The following is a 17,994-nucleotide window of genomic DNA, read 5'->3' as shown; positions in this document are numbered from 1 at the left end:
GCGTGGCGGGATCGATGGCGAATTCCGCAACTTCCTTGGGGGCTCGAGGTCTGAGAGGAGATGGTACCGATTCGAGAATCAGCTGGTCGATGGCTGAGAATTACACTTACGATGCGACTGGCTTTGCGATAGAAGTTCCTTGGAGGTTAAGGTGATGCCCTGTGGACAGAAGGACTCCCTCGCTCCCAAAGGGGCGACACCCCCCAATCGATTCGATGTGCCGCTCTTCCCATACGGCCAGCCAGGCCGGCAACTCCCCCGCAGGCAGCGGATGGCCGAGGAAGAACCCCTGAGCCAGGTCGCATCCCCACGACGCCAGCAGGTCTAGGGTCACCCTGTCTTCCACCCCCTCGGCCACGACTCGCAAGCCGAGGTTATGCCCCAGTTCGATCACCGATCGCACAATGCAGGCGTCCCGCTTGTTGACGGCCATATCCCGCACGAAAGTCCGGTCCACCTTCACCTCGTCGGCGGGCATGTCCTTGAGGTAGGCCAGCGACGAGTACCCGGTCCCGAAGTCGTCGATCGAAATGAGCACGCCCGCGCGATGCAGTCGGGCCAGGACCGCCTTCGCACGGGCCGGGTCGGCCATCATCGCGCCCTCGGTCACCTCGACGGTCAGCCGGCGTGACGGGACCTCGAATTCGTCCAGCAGCCGATCGATCGTGTCGCCCAACTGGTCATCCTGAAGATTCTCAGGTGAGAGGTTCACGGAGACCCGCAGATCCGATGCCTTGCCTCTCCAGGCGCGGCGTTGGTACAACGCCTCCCGCAACGCCCACAGGCCAAGTGGGCGGATCAGGCCGGTCTCCTCGGCGATCGGGACGAACTCGTCAGGCCCGAGCAGGCCATCTCGCGGATGCTGCCAGCGGACCAGTGCCTCGGCGCCGACCGGCATCATACTCCTGAGGTCGACGGTCGGCTGGTAGTAGAGCCGGAGCTGACCACCGTCGATCGCTCGCCGCAATTCCCCGACGAGCCTCAGGCGCCTCGGGGTGTGCTCGTCCCGTCCGCGCGTATAGATCGCCCGGCCAGCCCTCGCTCGCTTCGCCGAGTACATGGCGACGTCGGCGTGCTTCAGGAGCGTCACGGCATCCAGTCCGTGCTCGGGGTGGAGGGCGATGCCGATGCTCACCCCGACATCGAACGACTGCCCGTCCAGAACGATGGGCGGCACCAGGCCGGCCAGGATCCGGTCGGCCACCTCGATCGCCTGAAGCTCATCCGTACCGGGCAGGAGGATCCCGAACTCGTCGCCTCCCAGTCGTGCGACCATATCGTAAGCCCGGACGGAACCCAGCAGCAGGGGGCTCAGCTGGCGCAGGATGGCGTCGCCGTAATGGTGGCCGAATGTGTCGTTGATCTCCTTGAACCGGTCCAAGTCCAAGACGAGCAGCGCGAATGGAGTCTCCCCCTCGCAGGTCGAGGCGATACACCGCTCCAAATGTGCCAGGAGCATGGTCCGGTTGGGCAGAGCGGTCAGGGCGTCGTGCGAGGCCTGGTGGGCCAGATGTTCGTCAGCTCTTTTACGCTCGGTGATGTCGACGCAGGCGCCGGTCATATACAGCGGCTTGCCTTCCTCGTCGGGGACGATCTTGCCGCGGTCGTCTAGCCAGTGAATGCTGCCGTCGGGCCAGACGACGCGGAACTCCATGGTGAAGTCAAGTCCCTCCGAGACGGAGAGTTCGCAAAGTCGGACAATCGCCGCTCGGTCTTCGGGGTGGATCAGCTCGATGAACTCGTCCCTCGAACGGACGGTCCGTCCCGCGGGAAGGCCGAAGAGTCGATCCAGTTGTTCGTCCCATTTCACGGAGCCGGTACGGACGTCCCACCGGAAGGTACCGGCCCCCGATGCATGCAAGGCGGCCACGAGACGCTCGCGGTTCTCCAGTAGCGCCGCCTCGGCCCGCTCGACTCGGGTCAGGTCCATCATCGAGCCAATCATTCGCGTCGGTACGCCTTGTTCGTCGCGCTGCATAACGCCCCGATCGATGACCGAGGCAAAGGAGCCGTCTTTGCGACGAAACCGGTATTCGGTGGTCCATGTCTCCGCACCCTCGGCGATCGCCGTGTGGACGCTGGCGGCGACCCGCTCGCGGTCGTCGGGGTGGAGCAATTCGTACCAGCGGGCGGCCTCGTGCCCCATCTCGTCGAGGTTGTGCCCGAACAGCCTGGTCACCGACTCGTTCCACCAGACAACGTCAGTCCGTAGGTCCCAGTCCCGGATTGCGTCGTTGGTGGCCAGCGTCGCCAGGTGGTACCGCTCCTCGCTGAGCCGCAGAGCCGCCTCGGCTCGCACTCGCTCGGTCACGTCCCGTGAGGCGCCGTGGACTTCGAGGATGGCCCCCGAGTGAGGGTCGCGAACGAAACGGGTGGCCCCCTCGACCCAGAGATATCGACCGTCCTTGTGGCGGAGGCGGCACGTGGCGAGTTGCACCTCGGGCGAAGCCATGAGCGCCTCGCCGGCTCCGGCGACGGCGGTCAGGTCTTCCGGATGGATCAGGTCGTAGATTGGCCGGCCTATGAGCTCCGAGGGCTCGTATCCCAGCAGGCGGTGGCACGCAGGCGATGCGTCGAGGAAGACGCCGTGGGGGTCATACCGCGCGATCATGTCGTTGGAGTTCTCGGCCTGAAGCCTGTAACGCCGCTCGCTGGCGAGCAGGGCCTCCTCCGATTGCGCCCGGCGGATCGCGTCAGCCCGGAGCTCGATCTCCGTCATGGCAAAAGCAGCCAGGTCCTTGAGGATTTCCACCTCGGCTGGGCCCCACGACCTGGGTGACTCGCCATTGACGCACAGGACGCCAACACGTTGTCCTTTACCGTCGATCAGGGGCACACCCAGGCAGGCACCGCCCGATGCGACCTCGGCGAGTATCTCGGCCACGGGGGGATGGACTCGGGGATCATTGACTATCAAAGGCGACCCGCAGTCGAAGATGTACTGGCAGAGGCGGCGGCATGACTGCATTCGACTCGCCGAGTCCGAGGGCTCTCCCGGCCGGAGGTCGCGCTTGATAAACAGTCTGTCCCCGTCGACGAGCCAGATCAGAGCCGTGGAGGATTCCAAGACGGCGACGGCTAGACGAGCCAGTCGGTCGAAGGCGGGCTCAAGCGTGTTTTCCGGAACACCAAGCCGACGCGGGACCTCATGCCAGGCGGATTCGCCCCGGGAATTCAAGGCTTCGACCATTCTGGACTCCGAGACTAGTGCGTCTTCAAGTCTTAATTTTGGGGTAGAGCCGTTTCAGCTTCACGCGGGCGTTTTCGATGCGGAATTGCCAATCGACGCCGCGTTGTTTGGCGTTCGTCTTCTCGGACCAGACAGCTATCTCCGTTTGTAGTTCGGCCAGTTCGCCGATGCGACGTCCGCTTATGCATTGGCTCGTCAGACAACTCAGCTCGCATTCCGCGACATTCAGCCAACTCCCGTGTTTCGGGGTGTAGCAGAATCTGATCCGTTTCACGTACGTTCGCGCGACATTCGGCGATTGAACTGGAGCCATTTAGCAGACGGGTTCAAATTCGCCCGCATCGGTCGAATAGGTTGACCCCACGGGCCCAATCGCACCGCGTGACCTCCGGCCGCCATTCGGACTTTTATAATTACTGACCACGCAGTCACTATAGCGGTTTACTTGCGAGCAGCGCACAGCTATCGTGAGGGCGGGAGTGGGGCTTCTCAACCCCGGCTGCCCCACAGGACTCGAAGCCTCGGAAGCCTTCTTGGGTGGCCCGGACAACTTGTTGTCCGCGGTCGCGCAGCGACAAGAGGCGTTACGATCGCTCACGCCGTCGCTCGTCGACGAGGCTTTTCGCGAACTCTGCATCAGCGGACGTCCTCTCTGACAACTCGTTCGCCACGGCAGACAGTGGTTCGCCGCTGGCGAGCCAACTGCCAGCCCCGGTCAGATCCATCGACGGGACGCCTGGGCTTCCGTCCCGGCTCTTCCCTTGGGCGACGTCACACTTCCTCGGCCGCATCCCCGAGCCGGAGGAACTCCCGGCGGTTACAAATGTAGACGACCTCGGGCCGGAAGAGTTGGAGCGAGCCCACAACCGCTTCCATTGCTCCTCACACCCCTATGAAGTGGTCTCACGAAATCTCCCCCAGCGGTGAAGTCACTCTGGACTCGGGGGTGAGCACGGCCCCCCGTCCGGTCACCCCGTGGAACACCTCGGCGAACTCGACGAAGAGCTTGCCACCCTCCACGGAACCACGCCAAACGACCAATTCGACGGCGAGCGGACAGAGGAGGCAATCGCCAATGGCCGTGGCGCTCAAGCCCCAATGCGAGATGAGAAAGGCCACAGTCTGGGCCTCGGCGACCATGCTCATCCTTGAGACCGGCGTCCTTCCCGTGTGGAAGTAGAAGTCCATGAAAATGACGCACCGCGTGACCGTTTCTCGGAGCTGGCGTTCGGTAACGATCGTGATCTCCCATGCCGGTCCGTTTCCTCGGTTCCCGGCGTGTGCGTGTGGTTCAAAAGGCAGAGGGCGTCCGGCATTCTATAGCGATTCCACTACGCGAAGCGTACCCATCATTTCGATATGATGCGTATCGGGTGTATGGCGATCGAATCCAATGTCGAATCGGGTCGGTTTTACGTAAGCAGTGACGTTGCCGGACTTGCCCTCGATAGCCAGACCCGCCGGTACTTCTTCCATCGTCAGCATCTCGAGTAAGGCCCGGATGGTTGCCTTGTGGCCGTCCGGTCCGCTTGCTGGCGACATTCTGGCCGAGTGGGTAAGGCCAAATTCGATGCGAATTTTGATCGCGTGTTCCATGTGTTCGTCCTAATAAAACGTGATCGATCGATGGTTTATTCTCGGGATTCCTGGCGGGGCTTGAACGCCCGCGCCAGGCTTCCTCAGCGTTATCCCTGATCCGGATGAGCTTTCGAGGCTGCTGGACAAGCACGTCCTCCAGTTCAACCTTGCCTGCCGCCAACCGGAAAGGTGAGTCCGATCCCTTTCGGCTCATCCGAATCCCATCTTTTTCAAGACTTCGAGAACCTCATGCCATGTCGGGTACAAACGGCCGTTCGACTGATTATGTTCTTGCATGGCCCGCATAAACTCCAGCCTGGCCGAGCAATACTCGCGTTGGCCGATCGGCATACTCAATTCCTGGCTGCGAAGGCAGTGAGCAGGAGCCTGATTGGCCCAACACCCCCGCTCGCAATCTTTGTCATTCACCTGAATAGCAGGCAGGGTCGGTTTCGGGACCTTGTGAGGGCCGATGATCGACTTGAGCTTGGCGCGACCGCCCAGGGTGGCCTTGAATCGCTTGGACATTTGAGATCCTCCTTTAGGGCTACCGCCGCAAGTGGGGCAGTGTTGCTAAGAAACTATCTCAAAACCCGTTTTCTTCCCTTGTTTTCAAGGCGTTCAGAGGGATTTTGAGATAGTTACTAAGGGATCCTTCCCTCTGATGAGATTCCCCTAGACCATCTTGTGACTTCATTACTGAATTTTATGTCAAAGCCAAATAGGTGTTCGGGATTGCCAAGATCGATGGCAACGGTTCTTACTTTAAGCAGAACGCGGCCTATCTGCCAACGTATCATTAATTCCTGATTGCAATCGCATTTTGCTATTTTTCCCGCTTGAGTACGGGGCCAACCCAGCCCAATTTGGGGAAGTATTGTGCCAATGAAGGGCGAGCGTTTGCGGGGAGTTGTTCCCATTCGGCTTCGGTACAGAAATGGATTTCGCATATCGTCTCGCCGACCATGCACAATTCGATGGCCGGAGAAGACGCCGGAGAACGAAGGGGATGGGGTTTTATGTGGGTTCTTCGCATGGTGTTCTCGGGGGGAAGGGTGAGTCCTGCCCGAAAGGGCATGACAACACTGCGACACAAACGACCGGCCCGCTCCGATTCGCGCGAGCGAAAGGCGGCCTAGGAGATTAAATCGACGCCTCTCAGAACGGCGGCACGCGAGGAGGTACGTGAGGCAAAGACGTGCCGCGAGCCAGAAGCCGAACGCTACGGGAGAACAGTCAGGCCAGCGCGGCTGCGAGCCCCCCCCCTGAGGTAGCAAGCAAGGCAAATGGCTCCAGGATGCGGGTCGCCGAGCCAAGCAACTTCGGCGGCGCAGGAGCTCATGTCGCGGAGAGATCTTAAGCTGATTTCGCGAAGCCGCGAAATATTCGCCGTCGGAGTCACGCCGGGCCCCAGGAGAATGGCAGACCGGCCCCGGCCAGCCCCTTGAAGACATCGGCGAACTCATCGAAGATCCGGGAACTCTCCGGGTAGCCGAACCGGGAGATTATTTTGGCTTCGATTGGGCGGAGGAGGGAATCGACGAGTTCCTTGTCGCTCAATCCCCACTCTGTAACGAGATGTGCGGTGGCTTGAAGCTCGTCGGTTATCACTCGCTTCACCTGTGGCGTCTTCCCGCTGTGAACGTAGAAAAACAAGCCCGACAGGAAATCGGCGACAGCCCCTTGGACCTGACGTTCGGTAGCCATGATGACCCCCCTGTACTGGTGTGCCCCTTCGAACACCAGTGAGTGGCTTGAGGAGTGGCTGGTGTTCCAGGTCAGCCCCCCAACTTCTCATTCTGACTACACCATACAGCTTCTTAAGCTAGCCGATTAAATCGAACTGTGCAAATACTTTTTCCCTAGTTTTATGTTATGCAAAAAAACTCGCACACGTGTTGATAGGCTGGTATCGTCTCAGACCCGGGTAATCAGCGGCCATGCTTTTGTTTTGCGATTAAAATCACGCCGACTGCATGCTTCCGTCCTCCATGTGACGTCAACTTCAAATAATAAGTTTGCCTGCAAAAAGAGCATAGCCTGGGATTCACCCGGATCCGGTGTTGCGAGGCTGTTACGGCCTGACGAACTGCCCGCCCAATCGCAGGACGGCGTGACCGATCGGCACGCGGCAGAGAGTGATGTTCCACGAGTTCGGCTCGTCGCGTGGACCGAGCCGGGCTGGAGGATTGGCGTCCCACGGCCCCGACCATCTTCCCGAGATCATGAGAGACTCCCGGCCAATTCACGCCGTGGTCAAGGTGAGCACCGGACCAGTCCCGGCCAATCCGTTGAAGACCTCGGCAAATTCATTGGAGAGTTTGAGCCCCTCCACCGTGCCGTAGCGGACGACCAATTCGTCCTCGATCGGCCGGAGGAGGGAATCGCCGATCTCCGAGGCACCCAATCCCCACCCCGTGACGAGGAGGGCGACATCCTGAAACTCGGCAGTAATCGCGGTCTTGATGCCCCGCGACTTCCGGCTGTTGAAGTAGAAGACCATACAGGCCACGCACTGGGAAACCGTCTCTTGGACCTGGCGTTCGGTAGCCATGACGACCCTCCCACGTCGGTGACCCTCTTTGATCACCGGCGTGTGGCTCGAGGATTGAGGTGCGACCGGCGTACAGCCCGACCGCCCCCCAACCTGCCTCTTCAGGCACGTTGCCTGGTTTCGAACTGCGAGCATAGCCGTCTGAATCGAAAAACTGCAACATTTTTTTAAGTTTCATTCATGAAAACTCAGAACGCATAAATCTCAATAGTCATGCAAAGACATAAGGCATAGCATCGGACGAATCCATCGCGTCGAAGGAAGGATCTCGGTCAAGCCGGAACGTTCCCCGGCGTGGGGCGGCGCAGGAGGGAAGCGGGCTCGACGCAATCCCTCGCCCGGGGCCGCTCGACCTGGGAGTGAGCATCGGAGACGTTCCAGGAACCCGAGAGTCAGCGTGGAACGTCCGATAATGGTGGTCTAGAAGGTCGCCCTCGAGGCGCCGTGACCGCGATCGGGGTCTATTGCTTGGCGGGGCTTTGCAGATCCACTTCAGCCAACGAGAGACAGTGGGCGACGACGAATCTCACCACTATCCTTAGCGGGCGTACGCGGAGTCCTCTTTGGCAAGTTCGCGAAATGATTCCAGACACGCCTAGGGTCGGGCGTCATAAGATCCGGTCGCCCTGGCTGCCCCGACCATCTTCGTGACCTGATGTCAGGAAATCTTCCTGGAGAATTCACGCCGGGGGCGGAGCGGGCACCGGCCTGGATCCGGTCAATCCGTTGGAGCGGAAGAACCCGGCGAACTCCTGGGAGAGTTTGAGGCCCTCTGCGGGGCCGTAACGGGCGACCAATCCAGCCTCGATCGGGCCGAGAATGGATTCGTCGAGCTCCGAGTCGCTCACGCCACACCCCAAGACGAACGGTGTCGTCTCTTTCAGCTCGGCGGTCATCACGCGCTTAACCTGCGACATCCTCCCGCTGCTGACGTAGCAGACCATACAGGACACGCAACGCGCGGCCGTCTCACGGATCTGGGGTTCGGTAGCCATTGCAACCTCCCTCACCGGTGACTGCTTCGGGCGCCGGAGGGCCGTTCGAGGATTGCGGGCGGCCAATGCCGAAGCTGCCGCCCGCAAGAGGGTGCCTCTTCCTATAGGCACGTCGTACGGTGTCGTCACACTCGCCGGCGCGGCAGCTTCGGCACGCCGACGAGAGTGGCGCCGAGAAGGGACCGAGAACCGGTACCCACCCCCGGACGCCCGGCATCCCTTCCGGCATCGTCACCGACACTGTAGCAAAATAACCGTCAAATAAAAAGACAAGCGCGATTTTATATTACGTCCTGTTAAATGGCCACATCCAATGCCACTCACCGGCCATCACACATGCTCGGCCCCCGCCCCTAAATTTGCCTCCTGAGCTCCTACTGCGGCAGCGCCCTGCCCAGCAGCTCATTCGCACTGTGGTTCGCCTCTGACGCTCCAGCAGTCACAGCAAGTCGTGAATGTCATCGGCCAGATGGAGGCACCTCGACTGCGTTTTCCCCACCGGGGTCTTCCTCCGGATTCAGGTCGTCTTGATCGTGAGACGATCGCCATAGCCATCCGAGTCCTCCCCCGTCGTCCTGGACCTCGGCTGGCCACCACAGACGCCCCGATTATGAAAATCCTCGCGTTTCGGAGCCGGGAGTTAGCTTGCTTACCCGACGCGGGAATCGCCCGAATTTCAACTTTGGGGGTTGGCCAATGGGGTGGGTATTCCCCACATCCGGACAGAAAGCGAGGGAGGGGATTTGCGTTGAAGAACAACGCAATAACAACGCGGATCAACCGGGAGGAGACAGGGAGTCGGGTCGGTTGAGAACTTTGATTTCTCGATGGCTTTTCAAACAGGCGTCCGCGAAATCAAAAGCACAATCAAGGGCATAATCAAGTGGCCCTACTGTCAACCCATCGCCCGCGACGACCGACCGGGCAGATGGCCGCGAATCGCCTCTCGATCGCTGCGTTCACCTCGGGCATGCTCGTAAGCCTTGGGTCCTGCTTCCCGGGCCACCGGCCCCGTCGCGCCGCCTGAGCGCGGGACGACTTGGCTGATCAATGCGTGGGGCGGGCGGTGATGGTCCACGAGCTCGGCTCGTCGTGCGAAACGTCCGATCATGGATGCCATGTTCGTCTTAGCAAGAGCGAGAATGGGTATTGGCGGATGTAGCGGTCATCTCGGCACCAGCGAGGCCGTGGCTTAGCGGAGATGGCCATATCGCCAAGCGATCGAATCGCATGGCAAGGAGACAAGGCACGATCGCGAGGCGTCGGTTAGCCGAAATGGTTGAATCGGTCCCGCCCCTCCTCCTTCGCCTGATAGAGGGCCCGGTCCGCCCGAACCAGGATTTCGCTCACGAGGCCTCTCTGCGGGGGCAATATCGTCGAGCAGCCAATGCTCATCGAGACGAACGGCCCGGCACCCGAATCTGGATGCGGCAGTCGCTTGAGCCGGAGCCCCTCGACCACGAGGTTCGCCATGGCGAGCGATCCTGCGTGATCCGTCTCAGCCAGGATGACGGCGAACTCCTCCCCACCGTAGCGAGCCACGAGGTCCCCCGGCCGCCCGGCCGCCGATTGGATCGTCCGAGCGATCTCTTTAAGGCAGTCGTCCCCTGCGAGGTGGCCACACGAGTCGTTGTATCGCTTGAAATAATCGATATCGAGCAGCAGCAGGGAGAGCGGCGAGCGGGAGCGGGAGTGGCGTTTCCATTCCCGGGCCAGGGTCAGGTCGAAGTGGCGGCGGTTGGCCACGCCGGTCAGCCCGTCGGTCATCGCCTGCGCCCCGAGGAGTCGGTTGGCCTCGAGGAGTCGGATCTCGGTAAGCTTCTTCTCGGTGATGTTGTCGTGCGTGGCCACGACGTGGACTTCGGAGTCGATGACGAAGCGGGTCACCCGGACGCTAAACCACCGGTACTCGACCGTCGAGTGGCAGGGGTACTCGAGTTGGAAGTCCGGGACCCGGCCCTGGCTGACGGCCCGGATGCCGTGTGCGACGGCGTGCGCCTCCTCGGAACAGGGCCCGGATGCTCGCTCGCACACCTCCAGGTAGTTCGCCCCAGGACCGCAGATGCTCTCGACGAGTCCGTTGCGGGTCGCGAAGCTGTTCCACGCCGCGTTGACGGCGATGATGGTTCCGTTGGCCCTGAGGATGGCGACGTGCGCCAGGAGCGAGTCAAGGGTCAACTGAAAGAAGTCCGTAGGCTTGGCCCGCTCCGTCGGGACCTTCCCGGCCCCGGCTACGAGGTGGGTTTTCATCTCCGAGATGTCTCCTCGCGGCTTCAATTCGCGGGCTCTCATGACCCGCCTTATCGTAAGCATAGGTCAATGACAGCCCCCCCAGGGGGCGCAGCCCCAAGTCTGCGAAAAACTTGCGGCAAGGAACCCTTCAAGCCTCACCTCGTTGACCACCGGCCGGAAGAGTTGCGCGGGGCCGAGTCATCTAAATGGCTCCTCGCAACAGGGAAAGAAGCGGGGTGACGAAATTTCGTCACTTGCCGTAAGAGACTGAAACGTAGGACTTTCCCAATAGTGAGGAGCTATTTAGATCGTAGCTGATTTGGACGTCGCTGGTTGTCCGGTCGATCATTCTCGATGGCTCCGCACCGCGACCCAGATCGAGGACGGTCTCGGGAATCCGCGGGTCCGATTATAAGGGCATTGCCCCCCTTGGTCGACTCGAGTCGATCCGGCCACCGGTTGTCACTGGCCGCAGTCGGCTTCCAGGCACTCGAAGCAATCCTGGTGGTTCACGTACCCCCCGTCTCCTTTGCCGGCCAGGCACTGGTTGATGCCGCACCCGCAGTCCGAGCGACTCACCCAGGAAGGGCAGGCCTTCACTTGGGAGATCATGGCAAGTGATTCTTTGCACGATGGCCTCTCTGTAGAGAAGGCTTTCTTTGCGCGAATCAGGGAATGCCTGATGAGCATAGCCCGGAAGCCGTCTTCGCCAGGGCGGGCGGCTCGAGCACACATCCCGGAATCACGATAGCAGTTGAGTCCGGGATCGACCGGGCACGTGGAGCAGTGGTCGGTGTGAAGTTGGATCATGCCGAATAGGTCCAACGGGAAGACGCGGTGGGGCGGCCGGGCTCACCAATAAACACTGTGTCGCCGAGACCTCCTGTGACGGCGAAGGGATTGCACGTGTGGTTGCCCGGAGCCGTAGAAGTGCCTGGGCCTCCAGCGTAGAAGTTGATCGTGCTCCAGACTCCGTGCTCATCCTGAGAGATCCAGGTGATATAAGGGCCAAGGCAGGCTACCAGATACCGGGCGGTGATATGCTGGTGGGGTTCGCCGGGAGCGGGCGGTCCTACGTCGAGGTCAAAGGGCTCACTCCAATAGGTCGGGGCAGTGCCGAAGGCGGGCCACTGTGGCCCCAAGGTGAGTGTGGCGTCAGGAAACTTGACCTTGAAGACAAGGTTACCGCCACTGTCATATCGGTCATATCCATCATCGTATGACCAAGTGAGATATGCCGTCCTAGGCAGTACCGCACAGCCGTATCCGCAGGTTCCGCCACAAGCGTGATCTTCGTCTGGCAGAATTGAGACGGTCGTGGTTTGGCCGCAAAAGTGACCCACTGACGCGGAGTAAGTGGCGTAGCCTTCACCCTCGGTGGATGTGACGACAAGATCGTAGGTGCCGGCAGGAACCTCCAGGGTGCACTGCGCTCTTACAGTAGCACTCCCGGTGGCTCCAGACCCGCCTCCGCCAGAGAATCCTACCGTGGCCGACGTGTAGCCGTTGCCGCCGGCCGTGAGGATCAGGGCCCGAACGTTGAGCCTGACCATGGCTGCCGCGCCAGTCCCTGGACCTGCCGCACTGAAATTTGGGGTTGGTGGTGACGTGTAGCCGCTTCCTTGAGTGGTCAAACTAAAGCTACTTTGGACAGCCCCTCCTGAAACGGTAAAGGAGAAGGTGGCCCCGCTTCCCCCGCCCCCAGAGAAAGTGCCAACGTAAGAGCCGTCCGTGTAGCCGCTCCCACCTGAAGTACGAACGATGCTACCGACCTGCATGTTGGCAACGGCGCTGGCCGCCGAGCCGCTTCCGGAAATGGTGACCGTGGGAACGCTCGTGTAGTTCGCTCCGGTGGCCCCTCGGGTCACGGTGATGACCTGGCCTGTGGTGAAACAGATTGCGACTTCGACGCCGTCTTGGAACACCTGAACTACGGCATTAGAGAGAAGAGCATTGGTGCAACTGTTGCGAACGAGGATTGTCCAGAGGCATGCGCCGACGCCCACGTAATGGAACCGCCAGTCTCCCGAACTCAGTTCGTACTTGAGCTGGACCACCTTGCCGTTCAGCCCTGTTTTTTCCGTTGATTCGTAGGCGATCCCTGTCCGGCCTCCAGGCAGATCCGAGAATACTCCCGTGACTTTGTTGTAGACCTGCTGGACGAAGTCATACGGGTTACCCGAACCCGTGAGCTTACCCATGATCGTGGGAAGTAGGTCACACGAGAGATTGATCCCAGAGGCGGAATCTCGCATTCCCAATGGAGGAGTAACCGAGACTTTTCCCAGCCGTTGCACCTCGTCAACGATCCGGTTCAAGACTCGAGCCAAGGCCGCGCTGATCCGTAGCCTGCCCTGACTATCGCGCAAACCAATCATCTGGCCCGGCTTGAACTGAGGAAACTTGTCCATTAGCAGGGCCCCGCGGTGAAGAGCAACGCGCCGCTCATCGGATCGCGCCAAGCGGGATAGACCGGGCTGCCGGTTACTGGGACGCCGGTGTATCCGTTCGTCTCAACTGCGGGGTCATCGCTTATGGTCCCAGACTCTCCTCCCGGGTGGTCGATTGTGGTGCCTCCGGTGACTCCTTGCTGGCGAATCCAGCCGTATTTCCCCCCCGTCCCAGCCTCGGTCAGTTTGATCATCCACTGTTCGGCGGCGGCAAAACCGATAGCTCGGCCGCCGGCTCCATCTTGCAGCGTCAGAGGAGCCTGGACACTGAGTCTTCCCAGCCTTCCAACCTCCTCGGCGATCGCATTCATCACACGAGCAGAGAGGGTTTGGCCGGGACGAAATTTTACCGACGTAAACGGCATCGAAGTAAACCTCCTGGTGAACATCGCGATTCTAATAAATCAACAGCCGGCCTTTATCCTTCAGTATCCATACGTACGTCGTAGGTTGAGAGTAGCCGATCGCCCAAGTGCGGGAGAAAGTCACCGCTGTCGGCTCATATCACCGCTTCAGTCGATCAGATCTCTGGAGGTTCGGGGTGGCTGTGCTTCTTTGCCCATTCCGCCAGTGCCAGCCGAACGATCTGGACCTTAGGGATATGCGTCGATCGATGGATGCCGTCCAGCCATGCGACGTAGCTAGGTGACCCCTTCATGTGAATGACTGTCTCGCGTTCCTCTTGGCCTGCTGAGGACTTCAGGGGGCGACCCTTCGGGCGTGCCATCGAGCCGACTCCGATGCTCATTGTGGAGACTCCAAACCCAAGGGAAGAGGGTACACGCCCAATGCACCCAAATTCTAGTCATTGTCACCCGTACAGGCAAGCGAAAAGTATTTTTTATCACCCATTGACCCTGTGGGTGACAATGGGTACTATTCACCAGTCGGGTCGAACGGCGGCCCGCAAATCAAAAAACGGGAGCCGACCATGACTCGCGAACGAATTGAAAGCCAGCTTGCCGAGTTGAACGCCGAGCGGAGCGAGATCCGCGACCAGTTGTGGGCGATCACTGGCCTCCAGGCGAATGCGGATCGGCTCCGAGCCCTGGCAGCCGTCGACAAGCAAATTGACCGGATGTACTTCCGGATGGCCGAGCTAGAGCTGGCCAGCGTCTGAGCTTCGAAATGGAATGAGCCGAGCGGAACGGCAATCCCACTCGGCTCGGAAGAATCCCCCAAACCCCCGATCAAGAAGGTGAGTGATTCCAATGGCAACTGTTGCTCCCGTCCGTCGCCAAGTCAAGCCCCGCCACTTCGCCGTCACTCTCAGCTTGGAAATCACCGGCACGGCCTACAGCGTCGCTCCGATCACCGAAATCCAAGACGAGACAATCGAGAAGTCTTGGAGACTCGAGAAGTTCGGCAACCCCGATGCGATCTATGACGTCGCTCGTGGGACCGACGGCATTCTACAGTGCACCTGCCCGGACTACGAAGCGCGTCACCGCGGCCTCTCCCTCACGGGCTGCAAGCACTGCCGGGCTGTTGTGGCTATGGGCCTCCTTGAAGCGGCCAACCTCCTGCGGCCCACCCCTGAAGAGAGAGCGTTGCTGACCGCTCCGGTCGTCGAGGGCAACCATATTGCCGACGCTGGCAAAATGGTTGAGCCAGTCGCCTGCCGTCCCTCCACGGAAGAGATCCCGTGTGTGGCTTGCAGCACCTCGCCAACCCTGGGCGCCGCAACCATGGCTGCCCCCCTCTTCTCGGTTCTGCCAGAGGTCAACGGTGCCGGCCTAAGCCAGGACGAGCTGTTCCGCCTCAACCGGGCGGAGAACACCGCGCGTGCGGCCTACTCGGCGGACTGCCCCGATGCGGACATAACCGAGGTGTTCCGTGTTGGATCTGCAGCCCGAACAGATGCCCTGCGAACGGTGCTCAAGGATCGGCCGGTGGCATGCGTGACGGAAATCGTTACTCCTGGCCTGCCTGCTGGTGCTGATACTGAGTTGACCGAGCAAGAGCTTGAGATTCTCGCCGAGTTGAACGCAACGAATCCCGATGGTGCCATCGAGATTGAGTGTGAGCGGTTCCCAGCCCGTGCCGAGTGGCCAGCCAGTACGAGCAACTTCTACTGGACCGCCTGCGAGCCGGTTGAGCCCGAGGAAGAGCCTCGCATCTCGCTGGCCGCCTTGATCGAGAGCGAAGCGGCGGTTCTCCGTGCCCGTGGGCTGGCAGCATACGAGCTAATGGGCGATCACCTTGAGGACCTCGCGCGAATCGTGCGGAATGTCGATGCAGTCCACCCCAACCAAGTCTGGGCCAGGGTCGACGTCCTCGATCGCGACTTCACCGCGCATGCCGCCGCCTGGGAGTTGCCTGCACCAGAGCGAAACTCTTCCGGCCAATGGGCCTAAGTTGCCGGCTGGCACGAGAAGGCCGCGGAAAAGTGACACTCTACCAGCAGAGAAAGCTTAGCTGGTCACCCCGCCTAAACATCACAAGGCCGGGGCAGGCGCGTAGCCGCCCCGTGGATTTCACCCTATCGCGACTGTAGAGGAACAATCGTTGTGAACGAGTTCAATAGCAGTTCCGCACAGCCTTCTGATTCGCCTGGTGGGTCCGAATACCATGACTGGCGTGTTGACGATCGCGAATCCCGCCAGAGGCCCGGTCCTAGCGTAATCACCAACGGAATCGCGATGTTGGCAACTTACGACGCCACCTGGTCACCCGACCGGGTCATCGGCGACCTAACCGAGGCGTGCCGCCAGCAGATTTATGGCGGCCAAGACCTTGCGGTTTGGAGAGACGGCTACCTGCTAGCCATCGTCCGGCAGGTTCCCGACCGAGGACCTACAGTGACAGCCTTCGGCTGAGTCGGCACACATTGCCATAGAGTCGTCCACCATTCCTCACGTTCGGATTGGCTTAGTCCTTCACCGAATCCGTGACGAGATGGGGAAGCTGACCGAATCAAAATAGAATCCGATCCAAGCAACTCCCTACATGATCATCCTGCATGCCTTTACATCATCCGGAGATTGTCCGATGTCCAAACCACGCACCGTAGTTGCCAACACGCTAGCAACACCCTTGAGCCACCGCACAATCCTCACGACAACCAGCACAATCACCGCACTCGGTGGAGTTGCCCCCAGCCACCCAGCGGCCTCCCCCCGACTGAATGCCGCTCACGCTCGATTGATCAGTGCAGTCAAGCGTTATCGAGTTGCCGCAGCGAATTACAGCAGCGTCGAACCATGCAGCGACGAGTACTTCAACGCTACGGCCAATGAATACTTCACTGCCAGGCGTGCACTCGTCAAAGTCGTTCGTGCGGTCCATGGTCGACCTAAGCCTTCACCGCTTGGAAGACTTGTTGAGGAGAATGCCCCACAAGCTGTAGTCGTTCAGGGAACGTTGGTCGTCATTGCCCAGCCGGCGGATTCGGAGGATGGGCCGACGGTTCATCTGATGCCTCTGACTGATATCGCGGACCTAGTCTGAGGCTCCTCTAGGGGAAGATCTTTGACAATTCGGAATCAGACAATAATCCGATCGAACCGGAGGCTTTCCACGTCCCGGTTCGGTCGGATTCGCCTAAAAACAGGCTGCATTGCGTAATCTGTGGGACAATCTGCAAACTAGATAAAATCTGGTTTTCAGATTGAAATTTTCGAACTGACTGATTGTTCATCGGTATTGACTTGTTCGACTTTCCAAGCCAAGACTCACCACCTGGCTTAGAGAATTGAACGAAGTATCACCGGGGACATTCGACATGAGTGCGAAGATCATCGCGTTCGTGAATGCGAAGGGCGGCGTCGGGAGAACGACGCTCGTGGTCCGACTCGGTGGGTATCTGTCGGCGGCGGGGTTCCGTGTCCTTGTAGTCGACAATGATCCCAGATGCGGACTCACCGGCCAGCTCAGAATCAGAAAGCTCTCAGAAGAGGACGAGCCTTCGGTAAAGCAGGTTGATGTTCTTGCCTTATATGACTCCTATCCAGAACTGACGGGCAAGCGAGTCATTTGCAAAACGACATTCCAAAACTTGTTCCTCATCCCGTCGACTCCCTACCTCGTCTGGGCCGAGTTGCATGAAGACTCTTCAAGGTGGCCAACGAACCAGGGCCTGCAAAAGTATCTGGAGCAGGTTAGGCACGGTCTCGACTTTATCCTGATCGATTGTCCTTCCTGGATCGGTTCACTGACCAACGCGGCGTTGCTCGCTGCAGATGCAGCACTCATCCCGACCCAAGCTTGCGACATCGGGAACATTGGATTGATCGAGACGCTGGAGCGGGTAGAGCAGATGAAGACGAATTTCAATCCAGGGCTGCAGCTCACTGGGATAGTCATCACAATGCGCAATCGTAGGTCGGCGACGCAGGCTAAGTACGAAGCCCACCTTCGGTCGATTCTGGGGATAGATGTCTTCCCTGAGTCGGTTCCATCCCTCCTTGGCTTTGCCCAATCACCCACCATCGAGAACGAAGGCCGGATGAACTTCAAACCGACCGGCTGCCGCAGCCTGGGCCCGAGCATGGAGACCTTCTCAAACGAACTCCTGACTCGTATAGAGTCACAATTTAGGGTAACGCGAGGGAAACTCATCATCTTGGACACCGTCTCGCCGCAACAGTGTGACGAAGAGTTCGTTTTCGACGTCGGATGCTAGCGAAGATCGGCAAGGTCATCGCAATAGAGCGTAGCCGAAACTCCCGGCTTCCAGATTTGTAATCGCGATGGAGACGGTCGCCCCGAGCTGAATTATGCAACCGTCCCAGCAACCGTCTCCAGATCGAGATCGGCGTAAGTTCTTTTCAACAAAGGCACTTCAGCCCCTGCCGCATTGTCGTTGGGACGATCGAGACGGTTGAGACGGTCAATCGCTACCTCTTTCTGAAGCGGGCCGATATCTAGTGGAATCCCCTCCTGCCCTCCACACAACAACGGATTTTTGAGCGGAATTGGTTGGCCTGCCCCCCAAAATCTGGTCCAGGCTTAATGGGAATCGTATAACTGGCTGACCCAGCCAGGGAGCGACCC

17 protein-coding genes are annotated in these 17,994 nt (G+C 59.9%); 4 read left to right on the top strand and 13 right to left on the bottom strand.

Annotated features, from left to right (window positions below; genetic code table 11):
- Positions 1-106: 106 nt before the first annotated feature.
- The 13 genes from V5E97_RS09730 to V5E97_RS09670 all read right to left on the bottom strand — a co-directional run bounded on the left by V5E97_RS09730 (position 107) and on the right by V5E97_RS09670 (position 13,726).
- A complete protein-coding gene (locus V5E97_RS09730; protein WP_406699128.1) occupies positions 107-3,190 on the bottom strand; it encodes a bifunctional diguanylate cyclase/phosphodiesterase in 3,084 nt (1,027 codons plus the stop codon).
- A 903-nt stretch (positions 3,191-4,093) separates the two neighbouring features.
- A complete protein-coding gene (locus tag V5E97_RS09725) occupies positions 4,094-4,378 on the bottom strand; it encodes a hypothetical protein (protein WP_406699127.1) in 285 nt (94 codons plus the stop codon).
- Positions 4,379-4,507: 129 nt separating this feature from the next.
- Entirely contained in the window at positions 4,508-4,786 is a 279-nt protein-coding gene (locus tag V5E97_RS09720) for a hypothetical protein (protein ID WP_406699126.1), read from the bottom strand.
- Between the two features lie 192 nt (positions 4,787-4,978).
- On the bottom strand, positions 4,979-5,296 hold the full coding sequence (locus V5E97_RS09715) for an HAD family hydrolase (RefSeq protein WP_406699125.1): 318 nt from the start codon (positions 5,294-5,296) through the stop codon (positions 4,979-4,981).
- Positions 5,297-6,166: 870 nt separating this feature from the next.
- Positions 6,167-6,475, bottom strand: a complete 309-nt coding sequence (locus V5E97_RS09710; RefSeq protein WP_406699124.1) for a hypothetical protein — start codon at positions 6,473-6,475, stop codon at positions 6,167-6,169.
- A 367-nt stretch (positions 6,476-6,842) separates the two neighbouring features.
- Positions 6,843-6,995 (bottom strand): hypothetical protein, encoded by a 153-nt coding sequence (locus V5E97_RS09705; protein ID WP_406699123.1) that lies wholly within the window; start codon positions 6,993-6,995, stop codon positions 6,843-6,845.
- An 18-nt stretch (positions 6,996-7,013) separates the two neighbouring features.
- Entirely contained in the window at positions 7,014-7,322 is a 309-nt protein-coding gene (locus V5E97_RS09700) for a hypothetical protein (protein WP_406699122.1), read from the bottom strand.
- A gap of 680 nt (positions 7,323-8,002) precedes the next feature.
- Positions 8,003-8,317 carry a hypothetical protein gene (locus tag V5E97_RS09695; RefSeq protein ID WP_406699121.1) on the bottom strand — a complete coding sequence of 105 codons (315 nt, stop codon included), beginning with the start codon at positions 8,315-8,317 and terminating at the stop codon, positions 8,003-8,005.
- 1,266 nt (positions 8,318-9,583) lie between these two features.
- Positions 9,584-10,567, bottom strand: a complete 984-nt coding sequence (locus tag V5E97_RS09690; protein WP_406699120.1) for a diguanylate cyclase domain-containing protein — start codon at positions 10,565-10,567, stop codon at positions 9,584-9,586.
- Positions 10,568-11,011: 444 nt separating this feature from the next.
- Positions 11,012-11,161, bottom strand: coding sequence for a hypothetical protein (locus V5E97_RS09685; RefSeq protein ID WP_406699119.1), 150 nt, complete (start codon positions 11,159-11,161; stop codon positions 11,012-11,014).
- A gap of 194 nt (positions 11,162-11,355) precedes the next feature.
- Positions 11,356-12,960, bottom strand: a complete 1,605-nt coding sequence (locus V5E97_RS09680; RefSeq protein ID WP_406699118.1) for a hypothetical protein — start codon at positions 12,958-12,960, stop codon at positions 11,356-11,358.
- On the bottom strand, positions 12,960-13,364 hold the full coding sequence (locus V5E97_RS09675) for a hypothetical protein (protein WP_406699117.1): 405 nt from the start codon (positions 13,362-13,364) through the stop codon (positions 12,960-12,962). The genes V5E97_RS09680 and V5E97_RS09675 overlap by 1 nt, the downstream gene beginning before the upstream one ends.
- Positions 13,365-13,519: 155 nt before the next feature.
- A complete protein-coding gene (locus V5E97_RS09670) occupies positions 13,520-13,726 on the bottom strand; it encodes a hypothetical protein (RefSeq protein ID WP_406699116.1) in 207 nt (68 codons plus the stop codon).
- A 204-nt stretch (positions 13,727-13,930) separates the two neighbouring features.
- Here V5E97_RS09670 and V5E97_RS09665 point away from each other — a divergent pair, with 204 nt between their 5' ends.
- The 4 genes from V5E97_RS09665 to V5E97_RS09650 all read left to right on the top strand — a co-directional run bounded on the left by V5E97_RS09665 (position 13,931) and on the right by V5E97_RS09650 (position 17,623).
- On the top strand, positions 13,931-14,119 hold the full coding sequence (locus V5E97_RS09665) for a hypothetical protein (protein WP_406699115.1): 189 nt from the start codon (positions 13,931-13,933) through the stop codon (positions 14,117-14,119).
- Between the two features lie 91 nt (positions 14,120-14,210).
- Positions 14,211-15,356, top strand: coding sequence for a hypothetical protein (locus tag V5E97_RS09660; RefSeq protein ID WP_406699114.1), 1,146 nt, complete (start codon positions 14,211-14,213; stop codon positions 15,354-15,356).
- Between the two features lie 285 nt (positions 15,357-15,641).
- Positions 15,642-15,818 carry a hypothetical protein gene (locus V5E97_RS09655; RefSeq protein WP_406699113.1) on the top strand — a complete coding sequence of 59 codons (177 nt, stop codon included), beginning with the start codon at positions 15,642-15,644 and terminating at the stop codon, positions 15,816-15,818.
- 905 nt (positions 15,819-16,723) lie between these two features.
- The gene (locus V5E97_RS09650; RefSeq protein WP_406699112.1) at positions 16,724-17,623 is read left to right on the top strand and encodes a ParA family protein; all 900 of its coding nucleotides are present in this window, start codon (positions 16,724-16,726) and stop codon (positions 17,621-17,623) included.
- Positions 17,624-17,994: the final 371 nt, after the last annotated feature.

It is taken from the genome of Singulisphaera photorubra, assembly GCF_045290345.1.
GTDB lineage: Bacteria > Planctomycetota > Planctomycetia > Isosphaerales > Isosphaeraceae > Singulisphaera.
This window is presented reverse-complemented; position numbering and strand designations above follow the sequence as displayed.